This is a genomic window from Anaerovibrio lipolyticus (genome assembly GCF_021531495.1).
Classification (GTDB): domain Bacteria; phylum Bacillota; class Negativicutes; order Selenomonadales; family Selenomonadaceae; genus Anaerovibrio.
On sequence record NZ_JADYTY010000012.1, the window covers coordinates 41328 to 56338 of the forward strand.

Annotated in this window: 12 protein-coding genes; 10 read left to right on the plus strand and 2 right to left on the minus strand. The window is 43.3% G+C overall.

Features of this window, described 5'->3' with window-relative positions:
- Positions 1-190: 190 nt before the first annotated feature.
- The 5 genes from I6E26_RS05995 to I6E26_RS06015 all read left to right on the plus strand — a co-directional run bounded on the left by I6E26_RS05995 (position 191) and on the right by I6E26_RS06015 (position 7024).
- Positions 191-1876, plus strand: a complete 1686-nt coding sequence (locus I6E26_RS05995) for a methyl-accepting chemotaxis protein (RefSeq protein WP_235320941.1) — start codon at positions 191-193, stop codon at positions 1874-1876.
- A gap of 187 nt (positions 1877-2063) precedes the next feature.
- Positions 2064-3845 carry an O-linked N-acetylglucosamine transferase, SPINDLY family protein gene (locus tag I6E26_RS06000; protein ID WP_235320942.1) on the plus strand — a complete coding sequence of 594 codons (1782 nt, stop codon included), beginning with the start codon at positions 2064-2066 and terminating at the stop codon, positions 3843-3845.
- A gap of 1193 nt (positions 3846-5038) precedes the next feature.
- On the plus strand, positions 5039-5902 hold the full coding sequence (locus tag I6E26_RS06005) for an NAD(P)-dependent oxidoreductase (protein ID WP_419179908.1): 864 nt from the start codon (positions 5039-5041) through the stop codon (positions 5900-5902).
- A 5-nt stretch (positions 5903-5907) separates the two neighbouring features.
- Positions 5908-6597: a DNA/RNA nuclease SfsA gene (gene sfsA / locus I6E26_RS06010; RefSeq protein ID WP_235320944.1), complete on the plus strand. Its 690-nt coding sequence runs from the start codon at positions 5908-5910 to the stop codon at positions 6595-6597.
- A gap of 7 nt (positions 6598-6604) precedes the next feature.
- Complete coding sequence (locus I6E26_RS06015; RefSeq protein WP_235320945.1) at positions 6605-7024, plus strand: YkvA family protein; 420 nt, start codon at positions 6605-6607, stop codon at positions 7022-7024.
- Between the two features lie 82 nt (positions 7025-7106).
- Here the strand turns inward: I6E26_RS06015 and I6E26_RS06020 are convergent, their stop codons facing one another.
- Positions 7107-7376, minus strand: a complete 270-nt coding sequence (locus I6E26_RS06020) for a type II toxin-antitoxin system RelE family toxin (protein ID WP_235320946.1) — start codon at positions 7374-7376, stop codon at positions 7107-7109.
- The gene (gene relB / locus I6E26_RS06025) at positions 7373-7594 is read right to left on the minus strand and encodes a type II toxin-antitoxin system RelB family antitoxin (protein WP_235320947.1); all 222 of its coding nucleotides are present in this window, start codon (positions 7592-7594) and stop codon (positions 7373-7375) included. Before relB ends, I6E26_RS06020 begins: the two co-directional genes overlap by 4 nt.
- Positions 7595-7955: 361 nt before the next feature.
- On the opposite strand from relB, the gene nifJ reads away from it, so the two are divergent.
- The 5 genes from nifJ to I6E26_RS06050 all read left to right on the plus strand — a co-directional run bounded on the left by nifJ (position 7956) and on the right by I6E26_RS06050 (position 14794).
- Positions 7956-11486 (plus strand): pyruvate:ferredoxin (flavodoxin) oxidoreductase, encoded by a 3531-nt coding sequence (gene nifJ / locus I6E26_RS06030; RefSeq protein ID WP_235320948.1) that lies wholly within the window; start codon positions 7956-7958, stop codon positions 11484-11486.
- Positions 11487-11624: 138 nt separating this feature from the next.
- Complete coding sequence (locus I6E26_RS06035) at positions 11625-12065, plus strand: DUF4869 domain-containing protein (protein WP_235320949.1); 441 nt, start codon at positions 11625-11627, stop codon at positions 12063-12065.
- Between the two features lie 9 nt (positions 12066-12074).
- Positions 12075-12815 carry a hypothetical protein gene (locus I6E26_RS06040; RefSeq protein ID WP_235320950.1) on the plus strand — a complete coding sequence of 247 codons (741 nt, stop codon included), beginning with the start codon at positions 12075-12077 and terminating at the stop codon, positions 12813-12815.
- A 109-nt stretch (positions 12816-12924) separates the two neighbouring features.
- Positions 12925-14043: an IS200/IS605 family element RNA-guided endonuclease TnpB gene (gene tnpB / locus I6E26_RS06045; protein WP_235320951.1), complete on the plus strand. Its 1119-nt coding sequence runs from the start codon at positions 12925-12927 to the stop codon at positions 14041-14043.
- Between the two features lie 214 nt (positions 14044-14257).
- Positions 14258-14794 carry a transcription repressor NadR gene (locus I6E26_RS06050; protein WP_235320952.1) on the plus strand — a complete coding sequence of 179 codons (537 nt, stop codon included), beginning with the start codon at positions 14258-14260 and terminating at the stop codon, positions 14792-14794.
- Positions 14795-15011: the final 217 nt, after the last annotated feature.

A 15011-nucleotide genomic window follows, 5' to 3' on the forward strand; every position in this document is an offset into this window, starting at 1 on the left:
GGTACTAAAGGCTGATAAAATTAAGATGTTTGAAAATGGCATAAATTTATTTTGTTTTATACATAATAAATTTAGGAAGGGTAAATGAATATTAAAAAATATTTTTGTTAAATCAATTAAAATACTGAAAAAGCAAAAAATATATGCTATAATAATTGCAAGAAACAACTCAAGGAAGGAAGGGGCTTTTATGAACGTTAAAACTAAACTATATGCTACTTCGGCCGTAATGGTAGTAGCAATGATTATTATGGCTGTATTTGGTTCAGTGCAGCTTATGAGGCTGGATTCCATATCTACTAAGATAGTGGATCATAATCTTCCAAGATTGAACACTATGAATAGAATTGATGTAGATATTTCAGATTATCGTAGTTATGCCCTGAACCATGTTATAGCTCAGGATGCTGTTACCATGCAGAACTATGAGTCCAAGATGGCATCTACTAAAAATAAGATTGATGATAATTTGAAGAAATATCATGATATGTCTACCATGCAGGACAAGGTACAGCAGCTTAATGCAGAGTGGAAGTCATATAGTTCTATTGTGAAGCAGATGATAGCTGCATCTCGTGGCCATGATACTGCCAAGGCTATGGAGCTGGCTGCAGAGTCAGAAAAACCTTTTAATGATTTGGTAGAAACTATTTTGGAGCTGGAGCAGGCCAATACAGATGCTGCCCAGCAGGAATCTGATGAAGGTAGTGCTATGGTTCAGACCGCTATATATACCTTTCTGGGTATCTGCTTAGTAATCCTCATATTTGCTGGTTTTGTGGGGATGAAAATTAGCCGTTATATCATCAACATGCTGAAAAGGATGGATAACTTGGCCGAAACATTGGCTAAGGGAGATTTCCGGGAGGAGCCCCGTACTATCAATAGCAATGACGAATTTGGCCATTTGGCCAATACCTTGGCCAAGATGCGGGGGCAGGTAAATGCTGTTTTGCGAGAGATTATTAAGGATGCAGAAACTGTAGCTGCTTCCTCTCAGGAGTTAACAGCCAGTGCGGACCAATCTGCCCAGGTTATTCAGAACATTGCCCAGTCCATTACCGAAGTAGCTGAGCATAGTGACAAGCAGGGGAATGCTGTTGATACAGTAAGCTCCGCCGTAGAGCAAATTTCTGCCAGCATTCAGGAAATTTCCAGCAATGCCAATGTTGCTGATGACCATGCAGCCAAGGCTATGGATATTGCCAACGAAGGCGGACGCTCCATTAATATGGCTATTGACCAGATGAATAAGATTCGGGATGTGGTTGATAGCTCTGCGGATGTAGTTAACGAGCTGGGTGAGGCTTCCAAGGAAATCGGCCAGATTGTAGAGCAGGTTTCTGCTATTGCAGCCCAGACCAATTTACTGGCTCTCAATGCAGCTATTGAGGCAGCTAGAGCTGGCGAGCATGGCCGTGGCTTTGCCGTAGTAGCTGAGGAAGTTAGAAAGCTGGCAGAGGAATCTCTGGCTGCTGTGGACAAGATTAATAATATGATTACCACTATTCAGTCCAAGACTATGGATGCAGTAACTGCTATGAAGTCTGGCTCAGAGGAAGCTGCCAAGGGTGCAGATGTGGTGAGAAATTCTGGTGAAGCCTTTGAGAATATCATGAAGATTAATGGCGAGGTGGCTAGCCAGGTTAAGGATATTGCCCGTACCACTGAGGAAGCTGCTAAGGCTTCTACCAATGTAGTGGCTGCTGTACAGACTGTGGATGAAGCGTCTAAGAATATTTCTGACCGCACTCAGACGGTTTCTGCTGCTACAGAGGAACAGTCTGCAGCTACAGAGGAAATTGCTTCCAGCAGCCGCGGTTTGGCTGAAATTGCTCAGACTCTTAATGAAGCTGCCAGCAGGTTTAAAGTTTAATCAGGAAGTTTAAGAAAAAGGATTCAGATGGCATTTGGCTGTCTGAATCCTTTTTGTTATGACGAGGTGTCCGATGTTCCTGAAAAAAATCATTTTCTTTGAACAATATAGGGGTTATAATTTATTATATAGTGAAGCCGGAGCTGTTGGGGCTTGGCATGATATACAGGGGAATGGTGGTAGATATATGGAGTTGCAGCTTGTGAATGAGTGGGTAAAATCAGCTGAGGGTTGTTTTGCTGCTGGAGATATGGCCAGTATGCGGGCCTGTGGTAGACAGATGCTGGAGGAAAGTCCGGGAAATCCAGTGGCTATGGCTCTGATAGCAGAGGCTTCTGTTTATATGCAGGATTTTCAGGAGGCAGAAAGCTGGCTGGAGAAAATGGATCAGGCTGTTGACAAGGGTAGTTCCCAGGGCTGGAAGCTGGATAATGGTAATTTGCGTATTCTCTTTGCTAAGGCCTTGTATTATGGAGCTCAGTATGAGCTGTCTTTAGCTATGGAGGCTTATGAGAAGCTTTTTGCTCAGTATGAGCAGACGGTTCGCCGGGGACTTTCTGGCAGTTTTAGATTTACTACTAATAATCAAAATTGGCAGGGAGAGGCTCGGCAAATGGTGGCCAGGGCCTATAGCTTTTATGCGGATACCTGCTTATTGGCAGGAGAAACAGAAAAGGCTGCTAAAGGGGCTTTTGCGGTTAGTAATATGGTACAGGATGAGATGACAGCGGCCAGCTATTTTAGCAAGGGGTTGTTTATTAGCAATTATCGGGAGGCTGGTTCTCAGGCCTTGGTTCAGAAGCATAGACAGTATGGGGCTATGTTTCCCAAGCAGGTGGGATTTCCTCATGATGTAAGGATTCGGCGTAGTGTTCATGCTATTAGGGTGGGATATATTTCTCCTGATTTTCGCCTCCATGCGGCGGCCTACTTTTTTTCGGCTCTTTTGAAGTCTGGTAATCATACGGATTTTACGGTTTATGGTTATTCTACGGGGCGGGAGGATCATATTACCCAGCGTTTCAAGAAAATGGCTGATTATTGGCGGAATGTACATGGTCGAAGTCCTCAGGAAATTGCCAAGCTGATTCATGATGACCGGATAGATATTTTGGTGGATTTGTCTGGTCATAGTCAGAATAACTGCCTGCCGGTAATGGCCTGCCGTCCAGCACCAGTGCAAATATCCGGTATTGGCTATATCAATACTACTGGTTTGCCTATGGTGGATTATTTTCTCACGGATGAAATATGTATGCCTTCTGTTTACGATAAGGGAGGGTTTAGCGAAACACCTTTGCGGTTGCCTCATTGTCATCTTTGCTATCAACCGGAAACTATGAGGGAGATAAAATCTGTAGGTCATAATGCGCCAGCTATGGAACGGGGCTATGTGACCTTTGGCAGCTTTAACAGTTTTGCTAAGGTAACAGATGAAATGCTGGTGCAGTGGCGGAATATTTTGCAGGCTGTGCCTAATTCCAAATTGGTGATTAAATGTAAAATATGCAGTGTTCCTTCTGGGCAGGAGATTGTAAGGCAGAGATTTAAACGGCTGGGCGGGAATCCTGATGTGTTGGAGCTGCGGCCTTTTAGTCCGGATTATCTGACTCAATATGGGGATATTGATATTGTGTTGGATACAGCTCCCTACAATGGTGGACTGACTACCTGTGATGCGCTTTATATGGGAGTGCCGGTGATTGCATTGCGGGGCAAGTCTCATGGTTCTCGGTATGGGGCAAGTATTCTTACGGCAGCCGGGGTACCGGAGCTGATAGCTGAAAACCTGCGGGAGTATACAGGCAAGGCTGTACAGTTGGCCAAAAATGGGATGCTGTTGAATCGGCTTCATAGGGAACTGCCAGAGCAGGTAAGAAATTCCAGGCTAATGGATGGGAAAGGGTATATGCAGGAGCTGGAGGAGAGTTATAGGCAAATCTGGGGGTTGTATTGCCAACAAGGGTAAGTTCTGATTTATCGAGTTACATCTTTCCTCAAATATTGTAAATGAAAGTCGTTATGTTAGTGGGTTCTCGAAATACAGCCTGCGGTCATGGCGACTTTTGCTCTGTCCGACTTAATGGCCCTATCTGATGATTTATACTAACGCACAGATACCGCTTGTCGCTGAGCCAATTCACGGAGGCCATAATGATAGAGAGTGCCACCGGGCCACTTTTGCTGTGCAAAAGCAAGAGTCTCCCGACGCAAAAGTGTCATGCCCCTCCGGCTGTTGCCGAATCATCAAGGTTTATCGATACTGTCAATCCCAATAATTCTGCTATCTTCGTAAAAAATAGGTCGTTTCAAATAGTGCCAAAGCAGAAAGGCGCAAGGAATACGCTAATAAGCGGTACTCCCATATCGCCATTAATAGGGGATAGTTTTGCGCATCAATATAGCGCGAGCGTGCCTGAAAGGGTACTCCCATATCGCCATATAGAGAAGTGATGTATATCGGTAAATCGGAACTTGACTAAGATGTTTATGTAGGCTAAAATAAGGGTATAAAAAAGAGCGAACCACAATGATGGCTCGCCACTACATGTTTTTTGATTGATTAAAAAACCGACCGTCAAACAGTGGTGTGAACACTGATGGTCACAACATCTTACGAGGAAGCTGTTCCGGCCAGGACAGCTTTTTTCGTTTTTACAAGATGTCGGTCGATATGTGACCTACGTTAACTTAGTAAAATCAACGATAGTTCACCTGTGATAGTTAGCCAAATCAACACAGCCATAATTACAGTCACTACAAGAGTAACCAATGATATAAGAGCATATATTGCTACAGCTAATGCCTCATCACAGGCGCTTCCCTTTTCTGGGAACACTATTATCGAAACCTCTACAGATAACATTTTTCATGCTATCATCTCCCTGTAAACAAAACTGCTAGGCAGAACATTTACTTATTTGCAGGGCGACCATCATTTGTATCATTGATAACAGTATTTTCATACTGCGTCCGCTCCGTGGGTATATCCCCACAATACACACAAATTATAACAAATGTTTCGCTTGTAGTCAAAAATATATTTTAAAATTACTTAGGACTGCAAATCAGAATTTGTAAAAAAGAATTTGGAATAGGTAGAGCTTGTGTAGTAAAATATTTGTATAAAGTTTTTAGGGTGAAAGGACGGATATTATGAATATAAAGAAGATTGGCTTTATTGGTATCGGTGTTATGGGCAGCAGCATGGCCAAGCATTTGCAGGATGCAGGTTTTGAGCTGGGAATTTACACAAGAACTAAAGCAAAGGCTCAGGCGCTGATAGAAAAGGGCATGAAATGGTATGATACTCCAGCAGCTTTGGCCGCAGAGGCAGATGCAATTATCTCTATGGTAGGCTATCCACAGGATGTGGAGGAAGTTTATCTGGGAGAGCAGGGGGTGCTTTCCACCAAGGTAGGAGGCTATATTGTGGATATGACCACCTCCAGCCCAATCTTGGCTCGAAAGATATATGAAGCAGCTAAGGCCAAGGGGATTGCCTCTCTGGATGCTCCAGTATCTGGAGGGGATTTAGGTGCTCGCAATGCTACTCTGGCTATTATGGTAGGTGGCGATGAAGAGGCTTTTCAGGCTCTATTGCCAGTATTTCAGGCTATGGGCAAAACCATTAACTATTTTGGCCCAGCAGGCAGCGGTCAGTACACCAAGATGGCCAATCAAATTGCCATTGCGGCTGGCATGATGGCGGTAGCAGAGTCTTTGGTTTATGCTCAGAAAATGGGCTTGGATACTCAGAAAGTGCTGGAGACTATCGAAACTGGAGCAGCAGGTTCCTGGTCACTGTCCAATTTAGGCAGAAGAATGTTGGCTGGAGATGATAAGCCAGGCTTCTATATCAAGCATTTTATTAAGGATATGAGGATTGCCATTGAAACTGCCCATGAGGCTGGACTAGTACTGCCAGGCTTGGAAAAGGCCAAGGAGCTTTATGACCAGTTGGCCGCTAAGGGCATGGAAAACAAGGGAACGCAGGCTATTATTCAGTGGTATCTGAATAAATAAAATTTATGATTTACGAAGATATTGTTGAGGGAAAATTTGTAGATAGGCCCAACAGGTTTATTGCCCATGTGGAAATAAATGGTCAGGTGGAAACAGTTCATGTTAAGAACACTGGCCGCTGTAAGGAACTGTTATTGCCAGGGGTAAAGGTGGTGCTGGAAAAAGCCTCCAATCCCAATAGAAAGACCAAATATGATTTAATTGCTGTGTACAAGAAAAATTTTGGCTTAATAAATATGGACAGCCAGGCTCCCAACAAGGTGGTGGCAGAATGGTTGTCTGGGCAGGACTTTAGCTATATTAAGCCAGAGTATACCTATGGAAATTCCCGCATAGATTTTTATATGGAAAAACAAATTGGTACCCAGGGGAAGCCGGAACGGTACCTTATGGAGGTTAAGGGCTGTACCTTGGAAATTGATGGTCAGGGATATTTTCCTGATGCACCAACGGAACGAGGCGTGAAGCATCTGGGCGAGCTGGCCAAGGCGGCTCAGGAGGGCTATCATGCCATTATGGCCTATGTGATTCAGATGGAGGGCATCCAGCAGGTAAAGCCTAATATTGCCACTCATCCTGCCTATGGAGAGGCGGTAAACAAGGCTCTCGCGGCAGGTGTAAAAATCCTGTTTTTCTGTACCTCGGTAAAGCCCCAGGAGTTAAAGATAATATCAGCTGAATACAGCAAAGGATAAGCAGATTATGTTTACATTACAGAATAATTTGTCTGACAGCAGTGAAAATGACAGATATAAAGCAGTAGATACAGAAAAATATACTACAGAATATTCAGAGGAAAAGCTGTGGCAAAAGCTGGCTAAGCATTTCAAGTCCATTGGAGTGCAGGCAGCCTACAAGGTTTTACAACTTTTCTATGTAACGCAAAATCCCAAATGTCCCAAGAAGGTTAAGGCTGGAATATATGGGGCATTAGGGTATTTTATCATGCCCTTCGATGCCATTGCAGATTTGATACCATTTATAGGTTATACTGATGATTTAACCATTATTGGTGCAGCTTTAGTTATGTCTCAGTTTTACATTAATGATGAGGTTCGTACCAAGGCCAAGAAAAAGCTGGCCTGGATATTTGGACCAGAGTCTGTAAGCAAATTAAATTGAAAAGACTTCCCTAGATGAAATAAGAGGCACATTGCTGAAACAAGCAATGTGCCTAATTTTTTCGTAAAATAAAGTTGAAATTTTATGAAGTGTAGACTGTTCGGCGGTGGCCTACGTTTAGAGCGAGGATAATCAGCTCATCATCGTCTATATGGCAAATAAGGCGGTAATCTCCAATGCGATAGCGCCATTGGCCGCTGCGGTTGGCAGTAAGGGATTTGCCGTGAGCTCTTGGATTTTCGCAATCAAGGAGATTTTTTTCAATCCAGCCTTTGATAATACGTTGTGTATATCTATCGAGCTTCTTGAAGGATTTATCAAAACGCGGAGTAGTTCTTATTGTATAACTCATAGTTCCAATTCCTCCCAAAGTTCTTGGATAGGACGGCTTTCTTTGCCATTGGCAATATATTCGCTGTAGGCGCTTTCTGCCACCATCAAATCATATTCGTCCTCGATTTTGTCAAACAAAGCCTTTTTAAAGGCCTCTGCCACAGAAATTCCCTGGAGCTTGGCATAAGCATCTGCCAGTCCTCGCTCTTCCTCTGTAAGTCTAATTGAATAAGCCATAAATAACACCTCCTATGTATAGAATATTTCGTAATAGTACAATGTACTCTTATGAGTATATTGTACTGCAAATATATTTTCTGGTCAAGTTAAATATAATAAGAAATACATCAAGAACAATATGAACTTATGGCAAACATATTTGCACAAAATCTCAATTGATAGAATTAATATAAAGGTTACAAAAAAGACGGCTTCATTTACAAAAGACTCTGCAGGTTGTATAATAAATGTTAGTGAAGTATGTATATTTCCTATAAGAAAAAATACATGGTTCAGTATGTTGTGTATACTTTATATGGTTGTACCAATTTGTGTGTTGGTGCGTTGTATCTATTTTATTTAAGGGGGAGTATGATCCATGAGCAAAAAAATGAAAACTATGGATGGTAATGCTGCTGCTGCGTATATCTCTTACGCATTTACTGATGTAGCTGCAATCTATCCTATTACGCCTTCTTCTCCAATGGCTGAGAATGTAGACGAAATGGCCGCAAAAGGCAAGAAAAACCTGTTTGGCCAGAAGGTGAACATCATAGAGATGGAATCTGAGGCTGGCGCCGCTGGTGCTGTACATGGCTCCCTGCAGGCTGGTGCTTTGACCACTACCTATACTGCATCTCAGGGTATGCTCTTGATGATTCCAAATATGTACAAGATTTCCGGTGAGCTTTTGCCAGGTGTATTCCACGTTAGTGCTCGTGCCTTGGCTACCAGCTCTCTGAATATTTTTGGTGACCATCAGGATGTTATGGCTGCCCGTCAGACCGGTATGGCTATGCTGGTTGAGTCCTCTGTACAGGAAGTTATGGATCTGGCTGCTGTTGCTCATTTGGTTGCTATTAAGGGCAAGGTTCCTTTCCTTAATTTCTTTGATGGTTTCCGTACTTCCCATGAGATTCAGAAGATTGAAGTAATTCCTTATGAGGAACTGGGCAAGATTCTGGACTGGGATGCAGTAAATGCTTTCCGTCGCAATGCCCTGAATCCAGATCATCCATGTATTCGTGGTACTGCTCAGAATGATGATATTTATTTCCAGACTCGTGAGACTGTAAACAAATATTATGAGGCTATTCCTGATCTGGTTGAGGAGGCTATGGCTGATTTGGCCAAGGTTACCGGCCGTGAGCATCATGTATTTGATTACTATGGCGCACCAGATGCAGAGCGTGTAGTTATAGCTATGGGTTCTTTGAATCAGACTTTGGTTGAGGCTGTTGATTACCTGAATGGCAAGGGTGAGAAGGTTGGTATGGTGGCAGTTCATCTGTTCCGCCCATTCTCCGTAAAGCATTTCCTCAATGCTATTCCTGAGACTGTAACCAAGATTGCTGTTATGGATCGCACTAAGGAGCCAGGTGCTCTTGGTGAGCCTTTGTATCAGGATGTACGTACTGCTTTCTACAATACTGACAGACATCCAATTATTGTAGGTGGTCGTTATGGCTTAGGCGGCAAGGATGTAAATCCAGATCAGGTATTGGGTGTTTATGAGGAACTGAAGAAGGATGTTCCTATGAACGGCTTTACCATCGGTATTAACGATGACCTGAATGGCACTTCTCTGCCTCTCTACCCAGAGGATGTGGATCTGACTCCAGAGGGAACCACTGCCTGCAAGTTCTGGGGCTTGGGCTCTGATGGTACTGTAGGTGCAAACAAGTCTGCTATCAAGATTATCGGCGATAAGACCAAGCTTTATGCTCAGGCTTATTTTGCATATGACTCCAAGAAGTCTGGCGGTATTACCATGTCCCATTTGAGATTTGGTGCAACTCCTATTGCTTCTCCATATCTCATTAACAATGCAAACTTTATTTCCTGTTCTCAGCAGTCCTATGTTGACAAATATGACCTGCTGGCAGGTTTGAAGAAGAATGGTACTTTCCTGCTGAATACCATTTGGACTGATGAGGAGCTGGATAAGCATCTGCCTGCTGCTATGAAGCGTTATATTGCCAAGAACAATATCAAGTTCTATACTGTAAACGCTGTTAAGATTGCACAGGAGCTGGGCTTGGGCGGCCGCTTCAACATGGTAATGCAGTCTGCTTTCTTCAAGCTGGCTGATATTATTCCTTTGGAGACAGCTGTTCAGTATTTAAAGGATGCAGTAGTTACTTCCTATGGCAAGAAGGGCCAGAACATTGTGGACATGAACCACGGTGCTATTGATGCTGGTATCAATGCTCTCCATCAGGTAAATGTTCCTGCTGCCTGGGCTGATGCTGCAGACGATGCTGCTGTAGACCAGTCTCACCTGCCTGAGTACATCAGAGAGGTTCAGAATCCAGTTAACCGTCAGGAAGGCAACAACTTGTCTGTTAAGGCTTTGGAATTCCTGGCCGATGGTACTTTCCCAAGTGGCTCTGCTGCTTATGAGAAGCGCGGCATTGCCATTAATGTTCCAGAGTGGGATGTTACCAAGTGTATCCAGTGTAATCAGTGCGCATTTGTGTGTCCTCATGCAGCCATCCGTCCTGTTCTTACTACTGATGCTGAGAAGGATGCAGCTCCTGCAGAGTTTACCTCCAAGCCAGCTATTGGCGCCAAGGGCTTGAACTTTACCATAGCTATTTCTGCTATGGACTGCTCCGGCTGCGGCAACTGCGTAAATACTTGCCCTGCCAAGGAGAAGGCTCTGGTATTGAAGCCATTTGCTACTCAGGAGAAGAATCAGTCTGTATTTGATTATGCAGTAGATCCTAAGAAGGTTGCTCCAAAGGCAAATCCTGTTAAGAAGGAAACTGTTAAGGGCTCTCAGTTCGAGCAGCCTCTGCTGGAGTTCTCTGGCGCTTGCGCAGGTTGCGGTGAGACTCCGTATGCCAAGCTGATTACTCAGCTCTTTGGTGATCGCATGATGATTGCCAATGCTACCGGCTGCTCCTCTATCTGGGGTGCCAGTGCTCCTGCTATGCCTTACACCACCAATGCACAGGGTCATGGTCCTGCATGGGCTAATTCTCTGTTTGAGGATAATGCTGAATTTGGTCTGGGTATGTTCCTGGGTACCAAGGCTGTACGTGAGACTTTGGCTGCTGATGTTGCCAAGGCTATCGAGGATAGTCACGGTTCTGCTGCTTTGCAGGAGGCTATGACTGAGTGGCTGGATAATATGAATACTGGCGATGGTTCCCGTCAGCGTGCTGATGCTTTGGCTGAACTGCTGGAGAACGAGAAGAATGGTGACGAGCTGCTGAACAAGATTTATGAGAACCGTGACTTCCTGGTTAAGCGTTCCCAGTGGATCTTCGGTGGTGACGGCTGGGCTTATGATATTGGCTACGGCGGTGTAGACCATGTTCTTGCTTCTGGTGAGGATGTAAATGTCTTTGTATTTGATACTGAGGTATATTCCAACACTGGTGGTCAGGCTTCCAAGGCTACTCCTACTGCTGCTATTGCTCAGTTTGCTGCTACTGGTAAAAAGACCAAGAAGAAGGATCTGGGCCTGATGGCTATGACCTATGGCTATGTATATGTAGCTCAGGTAGATATGGGTGCAGATAAGAACCAGGCTCTCAAGGCTATTGCTGAGGCTGAGGCTTATCCAGGACCTTCCTTGATTATTGGTTATGCTCCATGTATCAACCATGGTATCCGCATTGGTATGGGTAGAAGCCAGGAAGAGGCTGCTAAGGCTGTTGCTTGTGGCTATTGGGCTAACTTCCGTTACAACCCTGCTCTCCGCGATACTGACAAGAACCCATTCACCCTTGATTCCAAGGAGCCTGATTGGGATAAGTTTGAGGACTTCCTCCTGGGCGAGGTTCGTTATTCCTCTCTTAAGAGAAGCTTCCCAGAGGCTGCTGAGGCACTCTTTGAAAAGACCAAGAAGGATGCTCAGAACCGCCTGAATGGCTACAAGAAGCTGGCTGGCAAGGAGTAATTCCCAGGCTTTGACCAAATCATAAATAAAACAATGAGGACTGCTGCTACGGTGGCAGTCCTTTTTTTATAATTTGTTGAAAAATTATGGTATAATAAAAAAGAATTAGACCATAATGCTTCAATTTGAGGTGATAGGATGCTTAATGTTTATTTGGGAGATTGCGAAAATGAAGTATATAATCCGCCTGTATATTTTATTAATCAATATGAGGATGCATGGTTGGAAACGCAATTGGCCAAGGATATGATTCAGGATATAGATAAATCTAAGGTGGTGGGACCTCATTTAATACAAAGTCCTGTGCTAGGCCCCATATCTCCTCGTGAGTTATCAGGCGGTGTCAAGACATTATTGTTATTTGCTTTTGATGAAAGTGGAAGAATTTTTAATGCAACTGCCTGTGGGGATAACTGTGCAAAATGGATATTGAAGATTGCAGAAAAAAAGGATTTGACCATTAGTTTACATCACAGTATGAATTTTGGTGATGGAGCATATACTATTAGGATTCTTAACAATGGAAGGATTGTACATAATCAGGGAGAATGGCTTGATGTAGTATATGATTTTTTGTGAGGCTTGAGTATGAAGGGTAAGTATAATATTTTTGTACAAAATAATAGGCTTCGCTATGACTTTGTAATTTCACGAAATATTACTATAATTCGGGGCGATAGCGCTACGGGTAAAACTACGTTGCTTGAATTGTTGGAGGCTTACGATAGGGATGGAGATAGCAGTGGTGTTCTAGTAAAATGTGATGCGCCATGTGTAGTTATTGGCGGTAATCGCTGGGCGGAGAATTTACAATTTATTCATAATAGCATAGTTTTTATTGATGGATGCAATAGATTTGTTAAATCCGAGGACTTTGCTATTCATGTTAAAAATTCAGATAACTACTTTGTGATTGTAACTAGGGATGATTTACAAAATCTTCCCTACAGTGTAAAGGAAATTTATGGTATCAGAGAATCTGGAAAATATGCAGGTCTGAAGCAGGTATATAATGAATTTTACCAATTATATGGGGATGTAAAAAATACTCAGTTGGGTAATCAGGATATTTTGCTGGTGGAGGATTCTAATGCAGGATTTGAATTTTTTAGCAATGTATGGAGTGGTGAAGCTCACTGCATAAGTGCTAGAGGAAAATCTAATATCTTTAAATTGTTACAGAAATTTAGGCAGAATAAAATCCTAGTCATAGCAGATGGGGCAGCTTTTGGATGCGAGATGGAAAAAGTTATCAGAAAACGCCGTAAAACCCCTGTCTTTAGACATGGGGATATAAGGCGTGTCCACCTAATTTGCGTAAGCAATTGACGGTGGACAAAATAAAAATGCTAATAATTTTTCTCGCTGTTCGATTGTATGTTTTCTGTAAATATGATAAAATATACACACAAACGTAATTTCTGAAAGAGGTGAGAAAATGAAGTACGCAAAGGGTTTCAAGTTTAGAATCTATCCAAATGCAGAGCAACAAAAATTCATAAATCAGACATTGGGATGTGCGCGTTTTGTGTATAATCATTTTCTTGCTGTCAGACGAGATAGCTGGCAGGAAAAGCGTGAGTCTGTAACCTATGTAAAGTCAAGCCGTTTGCTGACAGAACTTAAATGCCATCCAGATTTCGTGTGGTTGAAATCTGTTGACAGTATGGCTTTGCAGGAAGCCCTGAGAAATTTGGACAGGGCATTTCAGAATTTCTTTAAAAAGCAGTCTGGCTATCCAAAATTCAAGTCTAAGCACAGCCACAATCAGTCCTATCGTACCAGAAACCAGTCAGGGGGTATCCGTATCATTGACGGTAATATCAAGCTCCCCAGAATCGGCATAGTGAAAACCAAGCTATCAAGAGAATTTGAGGGGCGCATCCTAAATGCCACTGTCAGCCGTACTGCATCGGGAAAATACTTTGTTTCATTGTGCGTAGAGATGGATATTGAGTTGCTACTGGGGCGGAACAATGGTCGGCAGATTGGCATTGATGTTGGTATAAAGGACTTCTATTCCAATGACCAAGGAGATACCGTAACCAATCCACACATTTTGAAAGGAATGGAGAAAAAGCTAAAACGTCTGCAAAGAAGCCTGTCAAGAAAGGTCAAGGGCAGTAATAACCGTAACAAGGCTAGAATCAAGGTGGCCAGATTACAAGAAAGGATAGCCAATATCCGCAAGGATTTCCTGCATAAGGAATCTACTAGGCTTGTAAGAGAAAATCAGCTGATTGCGGTAGAAAACCTAAAGGTTAAGAATATGTTGAGAAACCACAAATTGGCCAAGGCCGTATCTGATGTAAGCTGGGGTGAGTTTTTCCGTATGTTGGAATACAAGGCCAAGCTATATGGCTGTGATGTGGTGAAGGTGGATACTTTCTATCCGTCAAGCCAGACCTGTTCCTGCTGTGGCTATCAGAATAAGGCTACAAAGAATCTTGGTATTCGTAAATGGACTTGTCCACAGTGCAATACCTATCATGACAGGGATGTAAACGCCGCTAGGAATATTTTAAGAAAAGCCTTGGAAATGCAGAAATCAGCATAAGCTAAAGAATAAAATACCGTGGGACACACGGAAATCTACGCTTGGGGAGAGCGTGTAAGACATATAGGCCACGGCATATATGCAGTGCTCAAGGAACCAAGAATCCCTTGCCTTTAGGCATGGGGAGTGTCAAGTTTCCAGTGGAGCGTTGACTCATTCTGCACCAATTTTGGATATAAGTTTGAAGCATTTGAAGGCATTGGAGGAGTAATATATGATGAGCGGAGCAGAACGCAGAAAGAAAATTATAGATATGATACGAGAGGCTTCTGCTCCTCTTTCAGGCGGGGCCCTAGGAAAGGCTGCCGGTGTCAGCCGTCAGGTGGTGGTGCAGGATATTGCCCTGCTGCGTACTGAGGGCTATCCTATTCTGGCCACAGCTAGAGGTTATATTCTGGATCAGCCCAAGCAGGCTGTGCGCCGCTTCAAGATGTTCCACACCAATGAGCAAACAGAAAAGGAGCTGACCACTATTGTGGATTTGGGAGGCTGTGTGCAGGATGTGATGGTAAATCATCGTGTGTACGGACGGATTTCGGCTCCTTTGAATATTAAAAATCGCCGGGATGTGCAGCATTTTATGGAGAATCTGCGCAGTGGCAAATCTACGCCTTTGCTAAATGTAACCTCCGGCTACCATTTTCATACCGTATCTGCCGATAGTGAGGAAATTCTGGATGAAATAGAAGCTGCCCTTAAGGAGCAGAACTTTCTGTGTGAGATTTTCTCCTACGAAGCCGATGTAATTTAATTTTGCAGTAAAGAAGGCAAGGTGAAGAAAATTTGATGGTACTAGACTAAATATGTATGAATTAGATGAAAACATCGCATTTGCAAATTCTGATTTATCGAGTTACCTCTTTCCTCAAATATTGTAAATGAAAGTCGTTATGTTAGTGGGTTCTTGAAATACAGCCTGCGGTCATGGCGACTTTTGCTCTGTCCGACTTAATGGCCCTAACTGAGGG